Raw genomic sequence first — 25,165 nt, 5'->3', positions numbered from 1 at the left:
GCCAGCTATAATCAGCTCAAAAAGCACAAGCCAGCGGCTTGTGCTTTTTGGCATTTCTATGATTCGCTACTCCCCAATAAGTCCGGTCGCTTGCAAATCTTCAATACTAACGGGCTGCTACGAATCAATAATACCCGGAACATTCCAATTTCCCGCCAGCTATAATCAGCTCAAAAAGCACAAGCCAGCGGCTTGTGCTTTTTGGCATTTCTATGATTCGCTACTCCCCAATAAGTCCGGTCGCTTGCAAATCTTCAATACTGAGGTACATCAACCCTTTGTACTTCTTGACGTGAATATCACTCAGCAGGAAATCGCCTTCTTTGGCTTTTTTATACTCATCCGTCAGAACAATACTAACTCTTATAAATTCTACTCCAGCATATTTGCCTATCGCTATCGTGTTAGGCTCACTGCTGCCAAGGCTGTTAACCCCTTCAATCTCCGAGAGCATCGACAATGAAATCCAGCCTTCACTCATCAGCGGCGGCAGCTTCTCATTGTTTCCTGCAGCTATCACATAATTCTCATCAAAGTAATCCGGGTATCCCTTGAATCCGGGATCCTTAGCTTGCTCCGCTGTCGGAGGCACGCCAACCACGCGCACCTTAGGAAAGTTGTCTACGGAGTTCTTAATGGCCTGAATTTCTGCCAATTCCCGCAGTTCCTCCGATTCCGGGCTTGCTGCGAGCGAAACAGTCCCATCGGCATTAAATGCAATATAAGTCCCGTCAATATCGTAAGATGCCCCTGTGAAGGAAGGGCTATTAATTTGAATGACGTTCACCTCCGGCGAGAAATAGACAGCATTCCCCGTCGCTTCCCCTACAATACGGACCGGAATGAATGTCGTACCGTTCTGGGAAAAAGGCGCCGCCTGCAGGCTTTTCTTCACGCCATTTACATAAGCCGTTTTACTGCCGATAGTAAACGAGATTTTAAGCCCGCCCTTCGTACCTGTCACTTGCTTCAGCTTGGCGTTATAATCAATATTCATCTTAAGCTTCTCAAATAATTCCCGGAAAGGGACAAACGATACATTATTCTTCGATACTGCTCTCGATGGAAGGGGCTGCCCGTCCACAAAAATGTGAGCTCCCTTTCCCGCCGCTGAGACAGGAAGAACTCCCAGACTAAATATCATAATCATCACCATACATAAAACCGGCCACTTCTTCAAAACAACGCCCCCAGTTAGTAATTATCCTTTTTCAACCATTCCTAATTTTACTCTTACTGGGAACGCTGTCAACGATAGAGTTACAGCATCAGAATCATCAGATCCTCATCCAGATATTCATCCCCAAGCTTCATCGCCTTCGGCTCTGTGCCATAGCAGATGAATCCAAGAGATTCGTATAGTCTTTTGGCAGCTACATTATTCGAGGTTACCGTTAAATTCAGAATTTCGAGCCCCGGTAATAGCCTCGCCCGGGCAATCAGCTCCACCATCAAGCGGCGGCCCACTCCTTGTTTACGGACATCCGAATCCACATATACTGAATATATATTAGCTTTATGATCAATTTTGGGCCGGCTCTCCCGAAAGAAAGTGACGATGCCCACCAGCTTCTCTTCACCATCAAAAGCTCCCAGCGTGAAATTATTCTCCGAGGGCTCCAGCCTGATGCGGGTGGTGACTATAGACAGCTTCTTTTCCGATTCATAGGTGCTGAGATAGGCTTCCGGATGCAGCCGCAGCGACTGTAGCCGAAGCCCGCGGTAAACCTTCGCATCCTCAGATGTCAGCATTCTTAGGTACAACGGTTTTGCCTCCTCAAGGAAATTTATGGATTCCAAATTGACAAAATTGAAGAATTTGGCTATATTTAGACAGTGTAAAATTATATTTTAAGCAATTTAATTTTTCCGTCAATCAATCTTACATAATTATGAAAAGAGGGATTTACTATGATGATGGTGAGTTTAATACTCGTGGCATTAGTTGCACTAGAGCATGTGTATATTCTAGTGCTGGAAATGTTCCTGTGGACTACCCCGCGGGCGCAAAAATCGTTCGGCACCACTCCGCAGTTCGCCCGCGAAACGAAATCGCTGGCGGCCAATCAGGGATTGTATAACGGCTTTCTGGCGGCCGGTCTAGTCTGGAGCCTGCTGCATCCGAACGATACCTTCAGTGTTCAGCTTCAATTGTTCTTCCTGATCTGTGTTGCGGTTGCAGCCGTCTATGGCGGCATCACGGCCAAGAAATCCATTCTATTGGTTCAGGGCCTCCCGGCCTTCATTGCTCTGCTTGCCGTTATTCTGGCGAATCTGTAATTATGAGAATGGCCGCTCTTCCCTCACAGCTTCTGCGCGAACTGGTTCAGCTGCTCGGACATCGTCCGGATCTCCTCAATGAAGCTGGAGATTTCATTCGTTGAAGCAGCCTGCTCCTGCCCGACTGACGCAATCTGATGGATGGATTGGCTGATCTGCTTCATCGCGGCTTGGATCTCCCCCAGGGTATCCCGGATCCGCTGCGCAGACTGCTCGGTTTCCTTCGAGAATTTGCGGATTTCTTTCGCTACAACATCGAATCCCCGCCCCTTCTCTCCTGCGTGGGCAGCCTCAATGGCTGCATTAATCCCGAGCAGATTCGTCTGGTCGGCGACCTTTCTGAGGACAGCCAGCACTTCATCGCTTTTTTTGACACTTTCGGCGGTCGTTTCTGACTGGAGCAGCAGCTTCTGCGAAAAATCGGCAAGCAGTCCCGAGCCCTCTGCCACATGCCCAATCCGGACGTTAGCCTGATTTAGGGAGACCGAGATCTGATCAGCGATTTCGCGCAGCTCGGTCTGTCTGCGGACCTGGATACAGACCGCCCCGCAGACGCTTCCATCCTCTCCGTGTACCGGAAGAACCGTACCGACGAATTCATACCCATAGTACTCCTTAGGGACATTAGCTTTCGAGAATTCATCATTTCTCAGCGCATGGTACAGAGGTTCGTCCGCGAGAATTATCTGCCCTGCCCGAATTCCCAGATCAATGGACGTACCAGGGAAATAAGCGATGAACTTCTCCACATCACAGACAGCAATAGATACATCATAGGGAAAAGCAGCTTTCAGGATCGGCGCCAGGTTCACTATATCTTCAAGGGAGCGGATAATGTTCTTCATGGATGTGGGTTCTCCTTTATTGACTCGCTTCATTACACAGTACAGAAATATCTAGATTAAGGTTCGACATTTTCCAATGACTATCCTTTATTCAAAAACTCAATATTTAAAATTTAATCATGCCCTCTTAACTTAAGTCAATGAAGCCCTGCAGACGCCTTAGTACAATATAACCACAATCAATAATCAATCAGGGGGTTATGCTAATGTCTGCTGCAGTGGCTCGAACCGGGGGAATATCGCTCATTGTAATGGCGGTTGCCGCCGCGCTCTCGTACGGATATGTCCATGGGAGTCTGGTAGTGGATGGAGATGCCGCTCGGACCTTCGCCAATCTTCAGGCCTCTCCGTCGCTGTTCAGGGCCGGGATTCTGGGCTGGGTACTCATCATGGCCTGTGATGTGGCAGCTGCCTGGGCCTTATATCTGGTGCTGAAGCCTGTGCATCCGGGCCTGTCCCTGCTGGGAGCATGGCTGCGCCTGGCTTATACGGCAGTGTTGGGGGTTGCTGTCTCCAGTCTGATCGTGGTATCACTTCTTACCGGTAACAGGGAGGTTGCGCTTTCCGGCTTCACACGAGGGGAGCTGCAGGCCGAGGTCATGCTTAATCTTCATGCTTTTGAAGCGGTATGGTCGGCTGGTTTAATTCTGTTCGGGGGGCATCTGCTGATTATTGGTGTGCTGGCGGTATGGTCGGAGAATATTCCGAAGCCCATCAGTGTGCTGCTGCTGCTGGCAGGCTTCGGCTATATTGTGGTTCATCTGTGCGGCACACTTGTGCCAGGGTATAGAGAATTCCTCCAAATCATCAAATGGGTGTTCATTCTGCCGATGACCGCAGGGGAGCTGGGGCTTGGCATCTGGCTGCTGTTCAAAGTCCCGGCTGCGCGTGTTCGCGCTCAAGCCGCTTCTTAATCCGGCTGAGCGACTCCGGTGTCATCCCGAGATAGCTGGCCAGCTGATGCTGGGGGACGCGGCTGATCAGTCCGGGCCTCCGATGCAGCAGTGCCTTGAGGCGGTCTTCGGGGGATGCCGCAATGAAGGCGGCGAATTCCGCCTGCACCTGTCCGAAATTCTCCTCGATCATCTGGCGTGTCATCAGCTCCAGCTGCGTGTGTCTGGCGTACATTTCCCTCTCGGTATTCAGCGCACCGACAACCAGTACGCAGTCCTCCAGACAAGTCAGTCTGTATTCCGACGAGGCCTCCTCTTTATGCGCATTGAAGATAGCGATCGCCTGCTCCTCTGTGTAGAAGTTGGAGGTGATGTCGCGGCCTGTAACATCAACACTATGCTGCCGCACACATCCTTTTAACACGAAATAGCAATGACCGGGAACCTCCCCCTGCCTAAGCAGCGTGGCTCCCTTGCTGTATTCCTCAACAAGAATCTCATCCAGAATGGCCTGCTGCTGCTCTCCACTGAGGGAGGTCAGCCGGGTCATATATTGGAGTAATCTATGCTTCATGTTTCGGATTCCTCCTTATAACGCTACTGACAACGTGTCAGTAGCGTTTGAACATTCTTGCACTCATGTATTGATTATACTAACATCCGCATCACTTTTCTCCTTCTTGCTCCGCATGGAGTACAGGACGAACAACAGAATGAACCATAGGGGCGTAAACAGCAGCGCCGGACGGGTATCATCTGCGAACAGCATAATGATCAGAATAGCAGCAAACAACGTTAATACCGCATAATTGATGACCGGCGTGAACGGTGCTTTGAATTTGGACGAGGCATGTAAGTCCGGGCGGTTCCTCTTATATTTGATATGACATACGAGCACAACGCCCCACACCCAGATGAAGCAAATGGCGCTGATTGTAGTGACAATGCCGAAAGCCTGACCCGGAATAAGCTTGCTGAGCAGCGCCCCGGCCGATATAACTATTGTAGAAATAAATAAAGAGTTAGCAGGCACATGATTTCGGTTCAGCTTGCCGAGCTGCGGGGATGCCTGATTCCTTCTGCTCAGATTATACAAAATCCGGCTGGTCGAGAACATCCCGCTGTTGCAGGCGGAAGCCGCTGAGGTTAAGACGACGAAATTGATAATACCCGCAGCAACTGGAATCCCGACCAAACTGAAGGTTCGCACAAAAGGACTTTCAGCCGCACTGAGCTGGGTCCACGGGTTAATGCACAGCAGGACGAAGAGCGCGCCCACATAGAAGAAGAGAATCCGCAGAGGAATCTTGTTAATCGCCGAGGGGATATTTTTCTCCGGATCTGCTGTTTCTGCGGCTGATACACCGACAAGCTCCACACCGACATAAGCGAACACAACCATCTGGAAGGAAAATAAGAAGCCCTTGACACCGTTCGGGAACACGCCCCCGTGCTCCCAGAGATTGCGGACCGTCACCGATCCCGCATCCGTCTTGAACCCGATGACCAGCAGAATGATTCCCAGGCCGATTAAGGCAAGAATCGTGACGACTTTGATGAGAGCAAACCAGAATTCGAGTTCGCCGAAGCTTTTGACCGTCAGCAGATTGAGTCCTAACAGAATAATCAGGCAGATGACGGCCGGTACCCACTGCGGGATATCGAACCAGTACTGCACATAGACGCCCACTGCAATCACATCCGCCATCGCCGTCATAATCCAGCAGAACCAGTAGGTCCAGCCTGTAATGAACGCAGCCCGCGGCCCCAGATAGTCTTCAGCAATGTCCGTAAAAGATTGATATCCCGCTTTGGAGAGCAGCAGCTCACCCAGCGCCCTCATCACAAAAAACACGGCAATCCCCACGAGTAAATACGTGATCATAATGGACGGGCCGGCCTGCTGAATCGCTCTGCCTGATCCCAGGAATAACCCTGTACCAATCGTGCCGCCGATAGCGATCAGCTGTACATGCCGGTTCGCCAAATCTCTCTTTAATTCTGTCTGTGCCATTGCCTTTTTCCCCCTTAATGTGTAAACGCTATGCTGCTGAAACAATACTAAATACCCCCACAAAGTGGAGATTCAGCTTCGATGATTACTCAGGTACTTTGCGGGGACCCCAAAACAAAAAGAGATTGGATATCATCCAATCTCCCGGTTCATAAGAATATCAAAATAAGCTACCTGCGCTGCTGACCGTAATTAATCAGCATAACAAATACAAATTCCGTACTCTTCTGTCCTTTTGCCTGAGATTGTGAACCCTTCGGCGCTGCGGTCTCCCGCAGTCTCTCCAGAAGCTGCTCCTGCTATAGTGTGATCCATAGCAATCATAGCCCGTGTGATGTATTAAATTGGTGAAGCGTTAATGCATTCTGATATTCTAACATATTACTCGGCATGTGAGTATTGAACAGTGATAAAAGTCTCCTACCTATGGCTAGATCTCTAGGGTGCGCTCCTGCACTGCAGCGGCATAAATGTTGTACGTTTTGCAACTTGGATGCGCAGATACCCGGTTATTCTGATGGATTGTTGTATGAAATACAAGAATTTCCACGCTAAACCGCATGCAGGAGGAGAAATGCTGCCTTTTGTACAACAATTTTCGATTTAGTCCAATTTAATGAAGCGAAAGTTGTATTTTGTACAGGATTTTAGAAAGTCACGGGCACGGAGGATGAGTTTGCCGGTAATACCTTGGCTCTGCATTAAAAAAAAGCAGACAGGCAATAGCCCATCCGCTCATTTGATCCAAGAATATTCCACTATTTACTTAATAATTACATAATCCAGGCCAACCAGCTTGGCGTAGGTTACGATCTGATCTGTAGTCAAGTTGAGCGACACCACAGTATGGTGGCCGCCGCCGTTCTCGATCCAGGCTTTTATTCCATCCTGGAAGTTAGGCTTCACCTGCCAGAGTACACGGGCCACTGGAAGATTCGGAGCCGGAACCGTCGGCTCGAAGGCAGTAACTTCATTGATCAGCAGCTTGTAATGCGTGCCGAAGTCAGCCATCGATACCACGACGCCTTCGCCAGCCTTGCCGTCGAATACGAGACGGGCCGGATCTTCGCGGTCGCCGATACCCAGCGGAGACACAAGCACCTTCGGCTTGTTGCTGGCCAGGCTCGGGTCAACCTCAAGCATGTGGGACTGCAGAATCGCTTCCTGGCCGGCAGCCATTTCGTAGGTGTAATCTTCCATGAATCCGGTGTTCAGGTTGTGGCTCATCACCTTCATCAGGCGGTCCAGGGCTGCTGTCTTCCAGTCCCCTTCGCCGGCGAAGCCGTAGCCTTGTGCCATCAGACGCTGAACGGCAAGACCCGGAAGCTGCTTCATGCCGTGCAGGTCTTCGAAGTTCGAAGTGAACGCATTGTAGTTTCCGGCATCCAGGAAGCGTTTGAGGGCAATTTCATAGCTGGCCTGTACCTTCACGCTGGCTTCCCATGCTTCTTTGCTGTATGAACCGTAATCGAAATCATACTGCTCTGCATATTCAGCGAACAGCGCATCAATTTCTTCTTCCTTCACTTCGTTTACATACGCAACCAGGTCGCCGATCCCGAAGTAATCCACGGTCCAGCCGAACTGAATCTGGGCTTCTACCTTGTCGCCTTCGGTAACGCCCACGTTACGCATGTTGTCGCCGAAGCGGGCCACTTTGATGTTGAAGCTTTCGTTATACGCAACGGCAACGTCCATCCATTCGGCAATTTGCTTCTGGACTTCGGCGCGTTCCCAGTACCCTACTACCACTTTGTTCTGTTTCTTCAGGCGGGCATTGATGAACCCGTATTCACGGTCGCCATGGGCAGCCTGGTTCAGGTTCATGAAGTCCATATCCAGTGTGGCCCAAGGAATGCTCTCATTGTACTGCGTAGCCAGGTGCAGAAGCGGCTTCTGCAGCAGCTTCGTGCCGCGGATCCACATTTTGGCCGGGGAGAAGGTATGCATCCAGGTGATTACACCGGCAACCTCGTCACGGTAGTTGACTTCTTTCATGATCGAAGTGATTTTGTCTGCGCTGACCGCCAGATCCTGCAGCACCAGCGGATAAGGCAGCACACCGCTGTTATTGAGGGCATCCGTCATCTCCTGTGCATGAGCTTTAACTTCACCGAGGGCTTCTTCTCCGTACAGATGCTGTGATCCTACAACAAACCAGAATTGCTTAGCACTTACTGTTGACATATTCTTTCATCCTCTTCTCTTGGATAATATATAAATCAGATTATTTCTGACCGTAATAAGCGCCTTTACCATGCTTGCGCAGATAGTGTTTATCCAGAATCCGCTGCGGCAATTCTTCAGCGAAATGGTTCAGCTCGCGGGCAAAATGGTTCAGCTTGGACACTTCCTCCAGCACCACGCTGTTCATCACTGCATCATGGGCATTCTTCCCCCAGGTGAAGGGGCCATGACCTTTCAGCAAGACGCCGGGAACTGCCATAATATTAAGGCCCCGCTGTTCAAAAGTCTCAATGATCACGCGTCCGGTCTCCGCTTCATAGCCGCGGTCAACCTCCTCCTGCGTCAGGAAGCGGGCGCAGGGTACCGCGCCATAGAAGGTGTCCGCATGTGTCGTTCCCATTACAGCAACATCAAGCCCGGCCTGCGCCCAGATGGTCGCCCAGGTCGAATGCGTGTGCACGATGCCGCCGATTTCTGCATAATGCTTGTAGAGTACGGCATGTGTCGGTGTATCCGAGGAAGGTCTCATCTCCCCTTCAACCACGTTACCGTCGAAATCCACTACGACCATATCACTCGGTTTCATTTTGTCATAGCTGACGCCGCTTGGTTTGATGACGAATACGCCTTTCTCACGATCAACTGCGCTCACATTGCCCCAGGTGTATTTGACGAGTCCATGCTTAGGCAGGTCCAGATTGGCCTCGAATACCTCTTCTTTCAGTTGCTCCAACATAGGTTAACCCCTCCCGTTTTCTACCAGATGATCTACAGCAGCCTGCTCGATCGCGATCCCTGCAGTGTAACGTTCCATGAACAGCTCAAAGCCCTTCACATCAGCCGCATCCGGATGGATGACTTGTCCTTCCACATCCTTAAATACCTTGTGGTCAAGGAAGTCATCAAGACGCTCCTGCTGTGCTTTGTTCTGCATGTAGGAGGCCAGAATCGCCATCCCCCATGCGCCGCCTTCTCCGGCTGTTGCCATGACAGAGACAGGGACGTTCATTGCAGCGGCAACGATTTTTTGCCCGACAACAGGAGTTTTGAATAATCCGCCGTGAGCCAGAATACTGTCGATCGACACTTGCTCCTGCTTGGTCAGAATATCCATTCCGATCTTCAGCGCGCCAAAAGCGGAGAATAAATGCGTCCGCATGAAGTTGGCCAGATTGAACCGGCTCTCCGGTGAGCGTACAAACAGCGGCCGGCCTTTCTCAATCCCGGTAATATTCTCCCCGGAGAAATACCCGTAGCTCAGCAGACCGCCGCCATCGGCATCCGCCTCCAGTGCCTTATTGAACAGGACACTGAACAGCTGGCCGGGGTCAGACTTAAAGCCCATCGCCTCCGAGAATTCACGGAACAAGCCGATCCAGGCGTTGAGATCACTGGAACAGTTGTTGGCATGAACCATGCCGACCGGACTGCCGTCTGGAGTCGTTACCATATCAATCTCCGGATATACGGCTGTAAGATCCTTCTCCAGCACGATCATTGCAAACACGGAAGTGCCTACGGAGATGTTACCGGTCCGTTTGCGCACACTGTTCGTAGCGACCATTCCTGTTCCGGCGTCACCTTCCGGGGGACACAGCGGAATACCCGGCTGCAGATCCCCGGACGCATCGAGAATTAACGCACCCGCTTCCGTTAACAACCCAGCCTGCTCGCCCGCAGTATAGACTTTAGGAAGAATATCTTTCAGCTTCCAAGGATAGCCCTTGTCTGCAATGAGTTCATCAAACTGTGCAACCATCGCTGCATTGTAATCCTGCGTAGCCTCATCTATCGGGAAAACCCCCGAAGCATCGCCGATCCCGATCGCCTTGCTGCCGGTCAGCAGCCAGTGAATATACCCGCCCAGCGTTGTTACGAACTCCGCCTGAGGCACATGCTCTTCCCCGTTCAGTATCGCCTGATACAGGTGCGCTATGGTCCAGCGTTCAGGGATGTTGAACTGGAAGACATCCGTTAATTCTTTGGCCGCAGCACCGGTTGTTGCATTACGCCAGGTCCGGAACGGAACCAGCAGCCCGCCTGCGCTGTCAAAAGCCATATATCCGTGCATCATTGCCGAGAACCCGATAGAACCGACGGTCGTAAGCGTAACACCGTACTTCTGCTGGACTACCTGCTTCAGTTCACGGTAAGCCTCCTGCAGGCCCTTGATAATGTCTGTCAAATGATACGTCCAGTACCCGCCCTCAAGCAGATTTTCCCACTCGAAGCTTCCGGATGCGATGGTCTCAAACCGCTGATCAATCAGTACTGCCTTGATACGTGTGGATCCAAATTCGATACCCAGTGAAGTTTCTCCCTTAAGTACCGCTTGCCCGATGTTCTGATCCATGCCCACGTTACTCCTCTCTGAACCTAACTGTTATAATAGAAATGGAAAGAAGGCGCTTCCTTTATTAACAGACTTAGTATATTTTTTGTTCGTACATTTGTCAACATTACACACAAGATATACATACAAATTTTACAGTGAGAAATCCGCATTTCCCTTAAAACGCTTATACATAGTAGACATCGGATTATAATAACGATATATTCATACTATAATGTGTACGTACAACTATTGCGGATATACCGATTCGTATATGAACAACCACGAAAGAAGTGAGCCGGGTGAAAACCAAATACCAGATTATTTTTGATGATATAAAAAGCAATATACTGTCAGGAACCTATAGTGTGGGCGAGCAGATTCCTACAGAATTAGCCTTGCAGGACACCTATGGTGTGAGCCGGCAAACCGTCCGGAAGGCTATCCTGGAGCTATCCAATGAGGGCTTCCTAAGGAGCGAGAAAGGCTCGGGCACCTATGTAAGCAACCAGTTCCGGTCCAAATCGGGGGGCAATCAGAGCAATAAAACCATCGGTGTCATCACGACTTACCTCTCAGATTACATCTTCCCTTCCATCATCCGCGGGATTGAGAGTAGACTGAATGAGGATAATTATTCGCTGCTGCTCGCCAGTACCAATAATGATGTCGCCCAGGAGAAGAAGGCGCTGGAAATGATGCTGTCCTTTGGCGTCGAAGGTCTGATTATTGAGCCTACGAAGAGCAATCTGTACAACCCCAATATCGCCTACTATCTGTCGTTCAAAGAACAGGATGTCCCGTTTATCATGATTAATGCTTATTATGAAGAACTGGAGGTGCCTTTCTTCTGCCTTGATGATGTGCAGTCCAGTTACCTGGCGACCAGAGAGCTGATCTCCAAGGGCCATACCCAGATCGGTATTATTGCCAAAATGGATGACCTGCAAGGCAAATACCGCATGAAGGGTTATATCAAAGCGCTTGGAGAAGCCAAATTACGCTTTCACCCCGAGCAGGTGCTGTCCTTCGATACCGAGTCGAAGCAAGCCCTGTCAGAGAACCTGAAGCAGTTCCTGACCGATAACAGAGAGGTATTAACAGCTATTGTCTGCTATAACGATGAGGTTGGCCTGGAAGTCGTAAATGTGTGCAGACAGCTGGAGATTTCGATTCCGGAGGATTTATCAATTATTGGCCAGGATAATTCTTATATCGCCAAGAATGCGGGCATCAAGCTCACGACCTTAACCCATCCGCAGGAGCAGATGGGCCGTGATGCCGCTGAATGGGTTATTAAAAAGCTGCAGGGGAAGAAGGATTTGCGGAACAGCACCTATTATCAGCCTGTGCTGATTGAGGGGGAGACGGTAAGGGCGCTGGATTAGCAGGCTTTTCAAAAATTATTCAATGAGCAGTTCACCTATTCCCTTTCCTAACATACCTTGAATAAACCACTGGAAAGGGGACAAATCAATGTATCTGCTCTGGGTGTTGATTATCGGCGGAATTATCGGCTGGCTAAGCGGCAATCTGATTGGACGCGACGTTCCAGGGGGCGTGCTGGGAAATATCATTGCCGGCTTTGTCGGCTCCTGGCTGGGTACCGAGCTGCTGGGGCCGAGGGGTCCCGTTGTTGGAGGATTCCATATCATTCCAGCCATTGTTGGTTCAATTATCGCCTTACTGATATTCTTTGCACTGGCCCGCGGGGGCGCATTCCGGAAACGTTAGAATCCCGCCGGCTCTAGCTTCAACCTCCAGACAGAGACCCTCCTGCAGTACCGGGGAGGGTCTCTGTCATGCATAAACCTTCATTCTGCCGGGGAATCCTCCGTTATCCTTATAGAATCCTTAGAATCTCCTCTTAGACTGTGGAGATAGAAAGGATGATATAATATGCGGGACATTATTCTGGAAACCGAGAATCTATGTAAAAGCTTCAAGCACCAAACCGTCGTGAGCAATGTATCACTTGCTGTACCGCGCAACTCTATCTATGGACTGCTTGGTCCGAATGGCGCCGGCAAATCAACAACACTCAAAATGTTCGCAGGCATGCTGCGCCCCGATTCGGGCAGCATCCGCATTCAAGGGCATGATTGGACCCGGAAGGACTTACGCAGAATTGGCGTACTGATTGAGGCGCCGCCGCTATATGAGAACCTGACCGCCCGGGAGAATCTCAAGGTGCGCACACTTGCCCTCGGATTGCCGCAGTCCCGGATCGAAGAGGTGCTCACCACCGTGGATTTGGCCCGGACGGGGAAGAAACGTGCCGGACAGTTCTCCATGGGGATGAAGCAGCGGCTCGGCATCGCGATTGCACTCCTGAACCAGCCGGAGCTGCTCATTCTGGACGAACCGACCAACGGGCTTGACCCTATCGGGATTCAGGAGCTGCGGGAGCTGATCCGTTCCTTCCCCGGGCAGGGAATCACTGTCATTCTCTCAAGTCATATGCTCTCCGAGGTCGAACAGGTAGCGGATCAGATCGGAATTATCGCCGGCGGAGTGCTGGGATATCAGGGTGCCATTCCTCACGGCCAAGAGCTGGAAGCCTTGTTCATGCAGGTGGCAGCAGCAGGCCGGAGGGAGGTTGCGCCGCATGCTTAATCATATTAGGGCTGAACGTTTAAAATGGCGGCGCACCTTCATCCCCAGTCTGGTCTGGATCGCCCCTGTATTCACGATGCTGCTGTGTGCCATTCTAATGGGCGGACGCTATTTTCAGACCGGGGCTTATAACTGGTGGTACACCATGCTCTTGCCGGGGGCGTTGACACTCACTTGTTCACTGGCTCTGCATAAGGATGCCAAGATGAAATACCGCGGACTGCTGGCACTTCCCGTAGATCCGAAGATCCTCTGGGCCGGGAAAATCATCGCCTGTGCGCAGTGGCTGTCCGCTGCTCTTCTCCTGTTCCTGATTGGCATTACAGCAGGGGGAATGCTATTTGGCCAGACCATTCCATTGCTGAACAGCCTGGCCGGCAGCGCGCTGATCTTCATTACGTTTCTGTGGCAGATTCCACTGTGTCTGTTCCTGGCCGCACGGCTCGGATTATTCGCCGCTGTTCTGCTTAATATGTTCGGTACTGTCGTGGGTGTGGTTACCTTCGATACCGGAGGACTGTGGGATTACATCCCGTATACGATTACTTTCAGACTCATGTGCCCGGTGCTGTCCATCCTGCCGAATGGCCTTCCGGTACCGGCGGACAGTCCGCTGAGAAGCACAGACATGATCCTGGCAGATGTGCTGGTCTCCCTGGTCTGGTTCGGATTACTGTTCCTGCTTACTGCACTATGGTTCCATAAGCAGGAGGCGAAGTAACATGGCCACACTACTGGGATTGCTGCGGGCGGATCTGCTCAAAACCCGGCACACACCGTTTCTGCTGATTCATCTGCTGGCCCCCTTAACCGGAGCTGCTGTGTTCCTGGCCTACTATTCTTACTCCCCATGGAGCGCCTCAGACAAGGCATTGGCGTTCATGCAGTCTCTGGGCTGTGCCCTTCCTGCCCTGATCGGGCTCGTCTGCTCCATGGCGGCGGAACAGGAAGCGAATGCAGGACAGTATCAAGGAATGCTTGCTATGCCTGCGGCCAGAATCACAACCTATATAAGTAAGCTGCTGCTCCTGTTGTGTTTTGGCCTCGGAGCCGTCCTGTTTGCTTACAGCCTCTTTGGTCTGGGCTTTAGCAGGATTTTGCAGCAGGACAGACTGGGATTACCCTTTTACCTCACCGGGGCAGTTATTCTGTTCGGGAGCAATATATTTCTTTACCTGCTTCACCTGACAGCCAGCCTGCAATTTGGCCGGGGGGCTTCTATTGGAACGGGGCTGGCGGGAAGTCTGGTGTCCGCCTTAATGCTCACCGGACTGGGCGATTCGATCTGGCCCTATATCCCCTTCGCCTGGGGTGTCCGCTTCATCTCTTTATGGACAATCCACGCTTCCGGTATCACGTTATCCCCTGCCGTATCCGGCCTGAATACCGGAATTGCGGTCTGCATACCGGGAACAATCACCGCTTCCCTGCTATGCCTCTTATGGTTCAGGCGCTGGGAAGGACGATCAACGGAGAATTAGACCTACAACTTATACATTGAGGGAATGAATATGGCCAAAATACTCGTAGTAGACGATGAGCCCGCCATCCTGTCGCTGATTCGCAATGCACTCCGTACGGATCAGCACCTGGTGACGGTGATCTCTGATTCCACCCAGGTACGCCAGTCCGACCTTGGCGCGTATGATCTTATTATGCTGGATGTCATGATGCCGGGGGTGGACGGCTTTACCCTTTGCCGGGAGATCCGCGCGGCAGTGGACTGCCCCATTCTTTTTTTAACGGCCAAAACACAGGAAAGCGATCTGATGTACGGCCTGGGCCTCGGGGCAGATGATTATATTGTAAAGCCCTTTGGTATAGGGGCGCTGCGGGCGCGGATTGATGCCCACCTCAGGCGGGAGGGCAGGGAGAAGCGGAAGGTTCTGTATCTGGAGAACGTACATTTCAACCTCTCCGGCAAAGAGCTGTTCGTTCAAGCGGACAAGGTGCCTCTGACCAAAAGCGAATATGAAATCTGCGAATTCCTGGCCCGCAGCCGCGGACAGGTCTTCTCGAAGGAACATATCTATGAAGCAGTCTTCGGGTATGACGGGGAAAGCGACAGCAGCGCTATTACGGAGCATATTAAGAATATCCGTGCCAAGCTAAGCAAATATGGAATGGATGTCATTGAGACCATCTGGGGGATCGGATATAAGTGGAAGCTGTAAAATTAACCAAAACCGTACGCCTTCGCACCTTTTTTCTGCAATACCTTCTGTTCTTAAGCCTGGGAACGATCTTGCTGCTGGGCGTGCTGCTCGGCCTGTTCACGCTGGCTTTTGCCTGGGATGCCGTGCTGCCCGCAAACTATGCCGAGAAGGAGATTGCAGCGTTCAAGGAACGGCTTGCCTCAAGCGAAGCAGTAACGCCGCAGATGGTTCCGGACAGGGTGGATTATACCGTGTTCACCGGGGATGGAGAGCTGCTCGCCGGTAATCTGAAACGCCAGGAAGCAATACATGCCTGGGAGATCGTGCAGCATGGGGATAATCAGGGCTCTCATTTCTATACAACCGCCCGGCACGGGCAGGAAATCTGGATATTCCGGTATAGCTTAACGCCGCAGTACGCCTCTTCCCTGCTGCGCAGCTATCTGCCGAATCCTCAGCTGCTGGCCATCCTGCTCTTCATCTTCGGTGTTTTGCTCCAGGCCGCCCTGCTCGCCGCTCTGTTCGGCAGCAGACTGTCGAAGAAAATGGCCGGGCTGCAGGAAGCGACCGGGCACATCCAGCGTGAGAATCTGGAGTTCACCATTAAGCCCTGCGGAATCCGCGAGATCGATGAGGTGCTGGCCTCCCTGGACCGGATGAAGGAAGCCCTGAATACCTCGCTTAAGCGGCAGTGGGAGCTGGAACGTTCCCGCAGAGAACAGATTTCCGCGCTGGCCCACGACATTAAGACACCGCTCACCATCATCCGGGGAAACGCAGAGCTGCTGCAGGAGACCTCACAGGATGATGCCCAGCGGGAGTATAACAGTTATATTCTCCGCAGCGCCGGGGACATCGAAGCCTTCGTACAGGAGGTTATTGATCTGTCCAGCCTGCAGGCTGGCTCGGCCCGCCGGGAATCCCTTGTCCCTGCAGCGGAAATTCTTGAAGCCTTGGAGCTGCAGCTGAAGGCCCTCTCCTCCGGGAAGAACCTGCATGCCTCTGTCCAGAAGAAGAACCTGCCTGAGTTCCTCTTCATCCATAAAGAACTGCTGCTGCGGGGGATTGTTAACGTGCTCGCGAATGCGGCAGAGCATACACCTCCGCAGGGAAGTATCGGTCTGCTCGTAGAAGGCGGTGCTGATGCTGTTCATTTCGTTATCACCGATACAGGCCGCGGCTTCTCGCAGGCCGATCTGAAAGAAGCAACCCATCAGTTCTACAGGGGCGACCAGAGCCGAAGCCCCGGCAACCATCACGGGATGGGGCTCTACATTGCCCGGTCTGTGGCCGAGCAGCACAGGGGCAGCCTTAGTCTGGATAATGTATCCCCCTCCGGCGGAGGGAAGGTGACCCTGAGCATTTCACAAATCAAGCAACCAAGCGACCCTGATTCTCCTTAAGAGAATTAGGGTTGCCTGATTTAATCCCCTTTTTAGCCGCCAGCCGCCCGTCAAATGTACCTTCTCTTATACACCAGAGTAATCTGCCCCGCTATGTACTCCGCGCTATACTCTGTACCCTCCTTAATCCACCACATTATAATCCCCAGCAAGGAAGCTGTAATAATATCAACCGAAGCCACTTCCCTGGCGGTGCTTATATTTCTGGCGTTCCGCCGTTTCTCGATCGTATTCTTGAGCAGGCTGCTCAAGTGGTCCGCGAAGCCCTTATGCTCCACTAATACAGCAAGAACCTTCCGGTACTCATAGAAATAATTCAAAAAGATAACCAGCTGCTGCTGTTCGTTGCTGCCTTTCACCTGTAATAACGGCTCCACCTTCTTGGACAGCTCATCAAAGATCTCATGAACCAGCTGGCGCAGCAGATCATTAATATCCTCATAATGCAAATAAAACGTTGCCCGGTTCAATTCGGCGCGGCTGGCAATTCTTTTGACAGTCAATTGAGATATCTCCACCTTATCGGCCAACAATGAAAAAACAGCATCCTTCAGCATCTTTTTCGAACGGATGGTTCTTGGATCAACCCTTTTGTGTTCTGGCATTTCATCCCTCTAACTTGTTTATTTGGCACTTCATCAACGCATTCGCCCAGACTGTCGATTAGTCGACATTTCCGTGGAAACTGCAAATAGGATTAACGCCTAAATCCTGATATGATTCATTTTATTGACACTGTGTTGAAAAAGCAATGAAGAGAGGCCTACGTTATGCAAGAAGAATCCAAGACCATAAATAAAGGGATCTTACTGACCATCTTAATCTTTGGCTGTTTCTTATCTACCCTTAATCAGACGTTATTGAATGTCGCTTTAAGCAGTCTGATGGATGTATTCGATGTCACGGCAACCACCGTACAATGGATTTCAACAGGCTTCATGCTGGTCAACGGGATATTGATTCCGGTCACCGCCTATTTAATGAAACGTTTCACAACGCGGCAGTTATTTCTGAGTGCCATGTTGTTTCTGCTGATGGGCTCTATAACTTGTGCAGCAGCACCAAGCTTCAGTGTGCTCCTGATCGGGCGGATGATTCAGGCAGCCGGTGCAGGGATTATCATGCCGCTCCTGATGAGTGTTGTGCTCGCCATCTTCCCGGTTGAGAAGCGCGGCAGTGCGATGGGACTGCTCGGGCTGGCGATGATCTTCGCTCCTGCGATTGGTCCGACGCTCTCGGGATTTGTTGTAGAATATCACTCCTGGCGCTGGTTATTTATCGGTCTTATCCCGCTTGTCCTCATTGTTATCGTACTGGCCTTCAAGTATCTGGTGAATGTATCCGATACGGCCAAGTCGAAGCTTGACGTAGTAAGTGTTCTTTTATCAACGATCGGGTTCGGCCTTATTCTATACGGCTTCAGCAGCGCAGGCAGTAAAGGCTGGGGCGATGCGGTGGTAATCCTGACTTTGGCGGTTGGAGTCGCTGTAACGGCCCTATTCTGTGTCCGGCAAATCAAGTCGGATGATCCGCTGCTGAACCTGGCCGTCTTCAAGAATAAAGTCTTCACCTTAACCTCCCTGATTAACGTATTAATCACCATGATGATGTACGCGGATATGATCCTGTTGCCGATTTATCTGCAGAAGGGACGCGGCTTCACCCCCTTTGATGCAGGACTGTTATTATTGCCGGGCGCGCTTGTCAATGCGTTCATGTCCCCCGTTACCGGCAAATTATATGACCGGTTCGGCGCGAAGCCGCTGTTCATCATTGGTTTACTGTTTATTATTCCGGCAATGTGGGCGGTAACCGATTTGTCGGAATCTACAACTTATACGTATCTGATGATTCGTACCATTGGCCTGCGGATTGGCCTAAGCTTCATTACCATGCCGCTCAATACGGCCGGACTCAACGCACTGCCAAGGCAGCTGGGTACGCATGGCACCGCCGTGAATAATACCGTGCGCCAGATCGCCGGAGCCATTGGTACAGCTGTCGTCATTACGATCTACACCGTGCAGGCAACAAGTCATGCAGCAACAGTCATGCACAGCAACCCTTCTACTACAGCCGAGCACCTTAAATCCCTGGCCTCGATGCTGGGGGCAAGTGACGCCTATTACTTCATGATGATTCTAGCTGCCGCCGCGTTTGTAATCACCTTATTCATGCCGGTGAAGAGCAAGCTGCTGCCCGATAAAAAAGCGAATGTAGTCAGCAAGGAAGATCCTCTGCTGTAACCGGGATTGTGATCACAACGAATAGTCCTCTTCCCAATTCCTGCGGTACAAGCGGGAAGCATGCTGCAGCGTATTCTCCGTATAGTGGTCAGTCTCAGCCACCAGACCCGCAAGCTTGTCCCGGAAGACAGCCTCCGGCAGTTCTTTGTCCAGAATTACCCCGTACACCTGCTGCAGCTCCGTTAAGGTAAACAGCTTGGGCATTAAGTGCAGCGCGATGCCGGTCTGCTCCGTTTCTTGGCGCAGCCGTTCGATGGCGCGGGCAATGATTTTCCCGTGATCAAAAGCGAGTCCGTCATTAGCGGTCTGCTTTGCTATGGTTCTCCAAGCCGAGTCTCTCAGGTATTCTCTGCTGTAACGGGGTTAACCGCAAAGAGGGAATGAATATTGCCTTCCGGATCTGCAAAGAATCCCGTAGTGTGCCCCCAGGACATCACCTTCGGTGCAGTTATCCCTGTAGCCCCTTTTGCAACAAATTCATCATACTTTACGCGGACCGTCTCAGGAGAATCACATTCGAAATTCAGCTCGAAGGCTTGTCCCTTACGCTCTTCCAAGAAAGAAGGATGGCCATTCGTGTTGTCTGCCATTAAGGGTGCCGAGAAGACCGCCAGACGAACTCCGTCATTCTCAAACTCAGCATAATGCTCCTCTTCTACAACAATCTTAAACCCCAGCACATCCCGATAAAAGCCGGTTAATACGGCAACATCCAGCGCCAATACAGTAATCCCCTCTAATTTCATCCTCATGCCATAATCCCACCTTTTCGTTTTATCCGGAAATATTAATAATTCTCACAGCAAAACCCTGTTCTCCAGTATATTTTTCAGACTAATATGCGACTTGGAAGGACCGAACTTAATAAGCGAATCCTGAAATTCTGCAAGCTCTTCAATCGATGCAGTCTGCACCTTCATGAGATAATTATATTCTCCGCTGATACGGAATAAGTCCGTTACTTCAATAGCCTCCCGGCAAAAGTCAGTGAGCTCGTGGCAATGTTCCGTCTTTAATAGGATAAAAGTTGTCGTCCCCCGGTTCAGCTCCCGCAGACTAAACGTAGTGACATAGCCGGAAATGATATTCTTTTCCTCCAGCTTCATCATTCTTTCTTTCACCGAAGGTTGCGACATGGCCACCTCTTTACTGATTTGAGCTACTGACATTCGTGCGTTGTACTGCAGTAAGGTCATGATTTTTGTATCAATGTCATCCATAGGATTATCTATCCAGAGCACCCCCTTAGTTAATAAACCAAATTATCTGAAATACCTCATAATATAAGCCTATATTACTATAAATCCCTTGTTATTCACATGTATTTCAACCTTTGTTATACCTATAATTAACCTATATCAGATAAGGGGGCGGTAATTAGATGGGCGTAAAAGGTCTGGCACATGTAGCGATCCAAGCTAGAGATTATACAGCGACTATTGCATTTTATACCGAAGTTCTGGGGTTTAAGCGGGGCCATCACTGGAGTCTGCCCTCATTTCACATCCAGGAAGCTTCGATGCTGATTTCACCGGACGGCAGAACCTGCCTTGAAATTTTTGATAACGATGCCGTGATTCCTGCTCAGGGAAAGAAAGCTTCATCCGAAGAAGAGATAGCCCACGGAGCGTTATTGCATTTTGCCTTTTATGTAGATAATGTGGAGGAAATATATCAAAAAGCCCTTGCTCACGGAGCAAGGACTTTCGTAGAACCGGATACCCTGTCACTTGGCGAACCGCCGCTGCTGGTGAAGAACGCACTCATTCACAGCCCTAACGGGGAAATTATCGAATTTATTGAAGAGGTTGATTTTGACAGGTCCGGATTTAACCCTACCCCATAAAAATCCCCGTCCCTTAAGGGACAGGGCCTGCTCCGTTATGCAGCCATCGCTCAGATCACTCGATCTCTATCCCGTACCAGCCGTCCGCCAGGGTATCCAGCTTGTATTTAACAGGCTCCTCACTATAAGCCTTCTCGACCAGATCCTGACTGTCACAATACACGATATGATAGGTGTTGCCGTTCTCGCCTTCCCAGTCAAACACGAACCTTAGGAGGCTCTTCCCGTTCTGTCTGCTGTACCTAAGAAAGTTCAACTTGTCTTCTGATACCGCAATAATCTGCTGTACATTGCCCTGCAGGCCCGTATCTACACCATCCAGGAACTGATGGCCCACAGCATTTCCGTTATTGGAGTAGATAAAGGTATTTCCTATATCACTCCGGTTATCCAGGCTGGTCATAAGAAGCTCGGTCTCATCCCTCACAGCCTCAAACAGCTCGCGATGATCCCTGTAAATATTATATTTCGCGCTGGAATGATTATAGTTAATGATCACCCCTAACGCCACAATTATCACTGCAGCTGCAATGCCTATAAAGACGATTCTAGTGCGGCCCATTGCTCCACCTGCCTGACCCTTTCAGAATGAGACGCTTTGAATTAGTTAACAGAACCGCTGAAATACAGCTCGTAATCAATCGTTGTAATAAACGGCACATATTTGCCGTTGAAACGGTCGTAGTGCTGCAGCGTGAACCAATCGACAAATCCCGGCCAATTAATCTCATCATCTGCGTCCAGGCCGAAATGATCATAGAAATGGAACACCAGCTTCCCGCTGAACTGGTCTCCGGCAATCTTGAAATCCTTAATGGTAATATTATTGCCATGGAACGCGTGAATCGCCAGAGATAACGCCAGATTGGTCTTCTCCGTAAACACCGGATACGGGCTGTGTGAGAATCCGCCCACGTAATCATAAACAACTTCCTTGTTCGCACTTGGGTCATACTCCAGCTTAGACAGGTCACCATTACTATTGCGCAGCTCCTGGACAACGAAATCACGGATTAATTGTACATAATTCTGGGTGCTGGAGTCACTTATGACTGCATTATCCAGCTTGCTGTTATGATACTTGATATATTTGTCCGTGTTGAAGGTGTCACCGTCGGAAACCGATGTACCTTCATTACTGCGGTTATTGTATCTGAACGTTGAGATCAAATCGCTCAGAACGGAGCTCATATCGTCACTCGCACCGCTTTTGCCGACGGAGAACAGGAATGCCATTTCGCCCCAGATCATGGCTTCCGGCGTAATCTTGGCCACAGAGAACACCGGGCCCAGCTTGAATAATTCACTATAGGTGTAGTCATTGAACGTCAGGTCATCCGATACGGTATAATCTCCTCGCGGAGCATCCTTGAGTACTCCCTCTCTGTGATCTGACTGAAGGATCAATGCTTCATTAACATCTGGAGTCAGCCTTCTGGGATCCACCGCATCGTTCAGACCATCGTCGTCCGTGTCTGTCAGATTAGGATTAGAATACATATAGGCATAGACCTTATCGCCGGCTTTCAGAATGCGGACCTCTTCACCATCCTTGAGCCCGTCGTCATCGCTGTCCGTATCCAGGTAGTTCACTCTAACCACCGCACCGCCTGTACCTAGACGCAATCGGCCTGCCTGCATTTCTTTCTCGTGATAGTCACTAATGCCGTCCATGTCTGTATCTTTGTATAAGTCCGAGGTCTCGGCGATCGTATCGAAGATCCCGTATAAATGATCGGCGTTGCTCGCATGATAGTAGCTGCCGCCGGTGCCTTGCGCCATGTTTGTCAGGACACTCGTCGATACACTGCTGCCGAGCCCTACCGTATAAATAACGATTTGATTATCAGCGGCCTGCTTGGTCAGCGATGTATTGTAAGTGCCGTCTCCATCTGTAAGCATAATAATATACTTCAGGACATCTGTTCTGCCGCTGGCGGTGAACAAATTAAGCGCACTTGCAATTCCGCTAGTCAGGCTCGTTCCGCCGTTACTGTCAATCTTCCCTGCGGCTGTATTCAAAGCTGCCTTATCAGAGGTGAACGCGGATAATACCTTGGCGGTGTCGTCAAAATCAACAATAGCGCCCCGGTCACTTCCTGTCAGCAGGTTGATGAACTGTCTGGTTACGCTGGTTCTCACATTGCTTCCATCATTGCTCGACATGCTGCCCGAGGAGTCGATGACGAAGACAATGTCCATCCCCGAATATTGCTCTTCTCCCTCATCATACAGGAACTTATACTGCCATACAGTATCGTATACGGTTTTGTTTAATAAAATATATTTTGAGAAGTGTGCAGTCTCAACCGAAACCACATTACCCGTAACCTTCTGATTAGGTAGCTCTTCAAATAACTGAGCTGCTTCATTGAAATAGTAGATCCGCGGGACGAAGTTCGCTGTATTCAACAAGCTATCATCAAGTTCGAAGGAAATCGTCGCCTTCTCAAAGGCTCCGTTTATTGAGAAATTGTAGCCTTGATCGATATAGCCGGGGATCGTTGTATCATTAAGAATGCCGTCCTGAACAGGATCTACAGATAAACTGCCCACCTGTTCCGCGCTGACCCCTTCAACGGTAACGCTGGGAACTACCTTGGCATCCGCAGCTTCAACCACAACCGTCCTTGAGAACTTCGCCTCCATTACGAGCGGATTGCTTCCGATCTTCACCTCCCAGGCATCCGACAGCCCGTCGCCATCGGTGTCCGTCTTCAGGGGGTCCGTCTGGTACTTCTGCACCTCTTCGCCATCCGAAAGACCATCGCCGTCCGTATCCGCGCTGATCAGGCTCGTCTGATAGGACAACTCTTCCAGGTTGGTTAATCCGTCGTTATCGCTGTCTTCGTCACCATCCAGAATCCCGTCCTGATCACTATCCTGTTCCAGCGGATTCAGCTTCAATACGATAATCTCATCCCGGTCGCTTAATCCGTCTCCATCAGTATCTTTACTGGTAACGGAAAGGCCATAATGTTCTTCGTAATAATCGCTAATTCCGTCGCCGTCGCTGTCCTGCTCCCGGTCAATCCCTAAGTTATCCAGATTATTCTCGTCGAAATTCACAATGATATACTCTTTGGCAACCTCAGAACCATCGCTTAATTGCGCACTTAGCTTCAGCAGATTATAGCCGACACCCAGCCCTATGCCTTCCACGGACCAGACCTCATTTACAGGAATAGCTCCTTGCTGCAAGACCGTTTTATTTTTATCAGAAGTCTGATAGGTAAAGGTCTTGATGCGCGATGTCCCTCCCAGTGTTCCCGACAGCTTGTCCAGCTTCGTTCTCAGGAAGTAATAGTCACCGTCTGCGCTATTCTGAAGTTCTAAACCGTACGTATCCAGCTGCACGGAGACTTCCTCCAGTTCAGGTACTTCTTGCCGGGCCGCAATCTGCGTCAGCTCATAGCCCGCAGGTTCATTGACTACATTTCCCGGATTCCCGGAGAACCCGAGTGTCAGCGTCTCCCCCGGCTGAATATTGGCGTTGTAGCCTGCATTATGTATGACGTAATGATTACCGGTATGCCCGGTGATTTCGGCCGTCCAGAACCGTTCCAGATTCCCCTCATAATCAAAACTCAGCTTCCAGTCCTCAATGGTGGTCTGCGATAGATTCTTAATGGCAATTTCACCGTTAAAAGCGCTTCCCCAATCACTCGTCACTGTGAAGCTTGTTTCATAGTCTCCTGCCGGCACAATCTGTTCGCTGCCTTGCATATCAAACGCTGACGGAAGGACCAGTTCCCCGTCATACTTCGCCGTGAAGCCAAAGTTCACACTGCTGCCCGCAGGAATGTCCTGGTTGCTCCCTGCATTCTTGATTACATAAGCACCATTCACATAGGCCTGCACAATCCCGTTCCAGATATTAGTGATCTCATAGGGCTGGTTAAAGCCCAGTGTCCAATTCTCAATCGTCCGGTCGCCCGTATTCCTGATGGTGACATCCGCATTGAATGCCCCCTCCCACTTAGAAGAAATAGTGTAGATTACCTCGTAACCCTCTCCCGTGTAGACCGTTTCTTGCTGGCCGCCCGTTGAGTTCTCTTGAGCCAGGGCAGGCTTGAGCGGAATGAATGATAATACCAATACTAGAGCTACTAATAGAGCAAAGCTTCGTTTCATAATGCTTTTCCTGAACATCGCTACCGTTCCTCCTCATATGATTACAAATAATAGTTCGAATACTGATGTAATGTCATGGAGTATTATGAATCTATGATATTTGCAAATAGAGGATTAGGCAACAACAAATGGAAGAAAAGTAGAAGAACGACAAAACCACAATGTCCTATTCTGCATATAACCTCCCGCTTCAGCCATAATAATACAAGCCAT

24 protein-coding genes, 1 pseudogene and 1 riboswitch are annotated in these 25,165 nt (G+C 50.4%); of the genes and pseudogenes, 11 read left to right on the top strand and 14 right to left on the bottom strand.

Annotated features, from left to right (window positions below; genetic code table 11):
* Nucleotides 1-220: 220 nt before the first annotated feature.
* Nucleotides 221-1,084: a copper amine oxidase N-terminal domain-containing protein gene (locus QW71_RS37840; RefSeq protein WP_160311787.1), complete on the bottom strand. Its 864-nt coding sequence runs from the start codon at nucleotides 1,082-1,084 to the stop codon at nucleotides 221-223.
* Between the two features lie 176 nt (nucleotides 1,085-1,260).
* Nucleotides 1,261-1,764, bottom strand: coding sequence for a GNAT family N-acetyltransferase (locus QW71_RS08545; RefSeq protein ID WP_039296139.1), 504 nt, complete (start codon nucleotides 1,762-1,764; stop codon nucleotides 1,261-1,263).
* Between the two features lie 147 nt (nucleotides 1,765-1,911).
* Here QW71_RS08545 and QW71_RS08540 point away from each other — a divergent pair, with 147 nt between their 5' ends.
* Complete coding sequence (locus tag QW71_RS08540; protein WP_039296137.1) at nucleotides 1,912-2,280, top strand: DUF1304 domain-containing protein; 369 nt, start codon at nucleotides 1,912-1,914, stop codon at nucleotides 2,278-2,280.
* Nucleotides 2,281-2,303: 23 nt separating this feature from the next.
* Here the strand turns inward: QW71_RS08540 and QW71_RS08535 are convergent, their stop codons facing one another.
* A complete protein-coding gene (locus QW71_RS08535) occupies nucleotides 2,304-3,125 on the bottom strand; it encodes a methyl-accepting chemotaxis protein (RefSeq protein ID WP_039296134.1) in 822 nt (273 codons plus the stop codon).
* Between the two features lie 206 nt (nucleotides 3,126-3,331).
* Between QW71_RS08535 and QW71_RS08530 the strand changes: the two genes are divergently transcribed.
* The gene (locus QW71_RS08530; RefSeq protein ID WP_039296130.1) at nucleotides 3,332-4,039 is read left to right on the top strand and encodes a DUF4386 domain-containing protein; all 708 of its coding nucleotides are present in this window, start codon (nucleotides 3,332-3,334) and stop codon (nucleotides 4,037-4,039) included.
* On the opposite strand, the gene QW71_RS08525 is transcribed toward QW71_RS08530, so the two are convergent.
* From QW71_RS08525 to QW71_RS08505, 5 genes are all read right to left on the bottom strand, one after another.
* The gene (locus tag QW71_RS08525; RefSeq protein ID WP_039296127.1) at nucleotides 3,996-4,592 is read right to left on the bottom strand and encodes a Crp/Fnr family transcriptional regulator; all 597 of its coding nucleotides are present in this window, start codon (nucleotides 4,590-4,592) and stop codon (nucleotides 3,996-3,998) included. The genes QW71_RS08530 and QW71_RS08525 overlap by 44 nt on opposite strands.
* A 63-nt stretch (nucleotides 4,593-4,655) precedes the next feature.
* Nucleotides 4,656-6,032 carry an amino acid permease gene (locus QW71_RS08520; RefSeq protein ID WP_039296123.1) on the bottom strand — a complete coding sequence of 459 codons (1,377 nt, stop codon included), beginning with the start codon at nucleotides 6,030-6,032 and terminating at the stop codon, nucleotides 4,656-4,658.
* A gap of 217 nt (nucleotides 6,033-6,249) precedes the next feature.
* Nucleotides 6,250-6,329: riboswitch (glycine riboswitch) on the bottom strand.
* A gap of 465 nt (nucleotides 6,330-6,794) precedes the next feature.
* Nucleotides 6,795-8,219 (bottom strand): L-arabinose isomerase, encoded by a 1,425-nt coding sequence (araA, locus tag QW71_RS08515; RefSeq protein ID WP_039296120.1) that lies wholly within the window; start codon nucleotides 8,217-8,219, stop codon nucleotides 6,795-6,797.
* A 40-nt stretch (nucleotides 8,220-8,259) separates the two neighbouring features.
* Nucleotides 8,260-8,955 carry an L-ribulose-5-phosphate 4-epimerase gene (locus tag QW71_RS08510; protein WP_039296117.1) on the bottom strand — a complete coding sequence of 232 codons (696 nt, stop codon included), beginning with the start codon at nucleotides 8,953-8,955 and terminating at the stop codon, nucleotides 8,260-8,262.
* Nucleotides 8,956-8,958: 3 nt separating this feature from the next.
* Nucleotides 8,959-10,572 carry a xylulokinase gene (locus QW71_RS08505; protein WP_039296113.1) on the bottom strand — a complete coding sequence of 538 codons (1,614 nt, stop codon included), beginning with the start codon at nucleotides 10,570-10,572 and terminating at the stop codon, nucleotides 8,959-8,961.
* A 281-nt stretch (nucleotides 10,573-10,853) separates the two neighbouring features.
* On the opposite strand from QW71_RS08505, the gene QW71_RS08500 reads away from it, so the two are divergent.
* From QW71_RS08500 to QW71_RS08470, 7 genes are all read left to right on the top strand, one after another.
* Nucleotides 10,854-11,939, top strand: coding sequence for a GntR family transcriptional regulator (locus QW71_RS08500; RefSeq protein ID WP_039296110.1), 1,086 nt, complete (start codon nucleotides 10,854-10,856; stop codon nucleotides 11,937-11,939).
* 88 nt (nucleotides 11,940-12,027) lie between these two features.
* The gene (locus QW71_RS08495; protein WP_039296107.1) at nucleotides 12,028-12,285 is read left to right on the top strand and encodes a GlsB/YeaQ/YmgE family stress response membrane protein; all 258 of its coding nucleotides are present in this window, start codon (nucleotides 12,028-12,030) and stop codon (nucleotides 12,283-12,285) included.
* Nucleotides 12,286-12,450: 165 nt separating this feature from the next.
* Nucleotides 12,451-13,167 carry a lantibiotic protection ABC transporter ATP-binding protein gene (locus QW71_RS08490; protein ID WP_039296104.1) on the top strand — a complete coding sequence of 239 codons (717 nt, stop codon included), beginning with the start codon at nucleotides 12,451-12,453 and terminating at the stop codon, nucleotides 13,165-13,167.
* Complete coding sequence (locus QW71_RS08485) at nucleotides 13,160-13,888, top strand: lantibiotic immunity ABC transporter MutE/EpiE family permease subunit (RefSeq protein ID WP_039296099.1); 729 nt, start codon at nucleotides 13,160-13,162, stop codon at nucleotides 13,886-13,888. The genes QW71_RS08490 and QW71_RS08485 overlap by 8 nt, the downstream gene beginning before the upstream one ends.
* Nucleotide 13,889: 1 nt before the next feature.
* Nucleotides 13,890-14,648, top strand: coding sequence for a lantibiotic immunity ABC transporter MutG family permease subunit (locus QW71_RS08480; protein WP_039296097.1), 759 nt, complete (start codon nucleotides 13,890-13,892; stop codon nucleotides 14,646-14,648).
* A 30-nt stretch (nucleotides 14,649-14,678) separates the two neighbouring features.
* Nucleotides 14,679-15,341, top strand: coding sequence for a response regulator transcription factor (locus QW71_RS08475; RefSeq protein WP_039296094.1), 663 nt, complete (start codon nucleotides 14,679-14,681; stop codon nucleotides 15,339-15,341).
* Nucleotides 15,329-16,726 (top strand): HAMP domain-containing sensor histidine kinase, encoded by a 1,398-nt coding sequence (locus tag QW71_RS08470; RefSeq protein WP_039296092.1) that lies wholly within the window; start codon nucleotides 15,329-15,331, stop codon nucleotides 16,724-16,726. The genes QW71_RS08475 and QW71_RS08470 overlap by 13 nt, the downstream gene beginning before the upstream one ends.
* Nucleotides 16,727-16,776: 50 nt before the next feature.
* Here the strand turns inward: QW71_RS08470 and QW71_RS08465 are convergent, their stop codons facing one another.
* Complete coding sequence (locus QW71_RS08465; RefSeq protein ID WP_039296089.1) at nucleotides 16,777-17,331, bottom strand: TetR/AcrR family transcriptional regulator; 555 nt, start codon at nucleotides 17,329-17,331, stop codon at nucleotides 16,777-16,779.
* Between the two features lie 165 nt (nucleotides 17,332-17,496).
* Between QW71_RS08465 and QW71_RS08460 the strand changes: the two genes are divergently transcribed.
* The gene (locus QW71_RS08460) at nucleotides 17,497-18,972 is read left to right on the top strand and encodes a DHA2 family efflux MFS transporter permease subunit (RefSeq protein ID WP_039296087.1); all 1,476 of its coding nucleotides are present in this window, start codon (nucleotides 17,497-17,499) and stop codon (nucleotides 18,970-18,972) included.
* 12 nt (nucleotides 18,973-18,984) lie between these two features.
* On the opposite strand, the pseudogene QW71_RS08455 reads toward QW71_RS08460, so the two are convergent.
* The 3 genes and pseudogenes from QW71_RS08455 to QW71_RS08445 form a co-directional block, all read right to left on the bottom strand.
* Nucleotides 18,985-19,275: pseudogene (locus QW71_RS08455) on the bottom strand (ADP-ribose pyrophosphatase); the annotation flags it as partial.
* 35 nt (nucleotides 19,276-19,310) lie between these two features.
* Nucleotides 19,311-19,724, bottom strand: a complete 414-nt coding sequence (locus QW71_RS08450; RefSeq protein WP_039296085.1) for a VOC family protein — start codon at nucleotides 19,722-19,724, stop codon at nucleotides 19,311-19,313.
* A gap of 45 nt (nucleotides 19,725-19,769) precedes the next feature.
* Nucleotides 19,770-20,192, bottom strand: coding sequence for an Lrp/AsnC family transcriptional regulator (locus tag QW71_RS08445; RefSeq protein WP_039296084.1), 423 nt, complete (start codon nucleotides 20,190-20,192; stop codon nucleotides 19,770-19,772).
* Between the two features lie 161 nt (nucleotides 20,193-20,353).
* On the opposite strand from QW71_RS08445, the gene QW71_RS08440 reads away from it, so the two are divergent.
* The gene (locus QW71_RS08440) at nucleotides 20,354-20,818 is read left to right on the top strand and encodes a VOC family protein (RefSeq protein WP_039296081.1); all 465 of its coding nucleotides are present in this window, start codon (nucleotides 20,354-20,356) and stop codon (nucleotides 20,816-20,818) included.
* Nucleotides 20,819-20,873: 55 nt separating this feature from the next.
* On the opposite strand, the gene QW71_RS08435 is transcribed toward QW71_RS08440, so the two are convergent.
* Together QW71_RS08435 and QW71_RS37835 are read right to left on the bottom strand one after the other, a co-directional pair.
* Complete coding sequence (locus QW71_RS08435; protein WP_039296078.1) at nucleotides 20,874-21,380, bottom strand: hypothetical protein; 507 nt, start codon at nucleotides 21,378-21,380, stop codon at nucleotides 20,874-20,876.
* 41 nt (nucleotides 21,381-21,421) lie between these two features.
* Nucleotides 21,422-24,970, bottom strand: coding sequence for a DUF3289 family protein (locus tag QW71_RS37835; RefSeq protein WP_052769931.1), 3,549 nt, complete (start codon nucleotides 24,968-24,970; stop codon nucleotides 21,422-21,424).
* Between the last annotated feature and the right edge of the window lie 195 nt (nucleotides 24,971-25,165).

This window comes from Paenibacillus sp. IHB B 3415, from assembly GCF_000802655.2.
Lineage (GTDB): Bacteria > Bacillota > Bacilli > Paenibacillales > Paenibacillaceae > Paenibacillus_AQ > Paenibacillus_AQ phytohabitans.
Note: the sequence above shows the minus strand (reverse complement) of the source record. Positions and strands in the feature narration are given on the sequence as shown.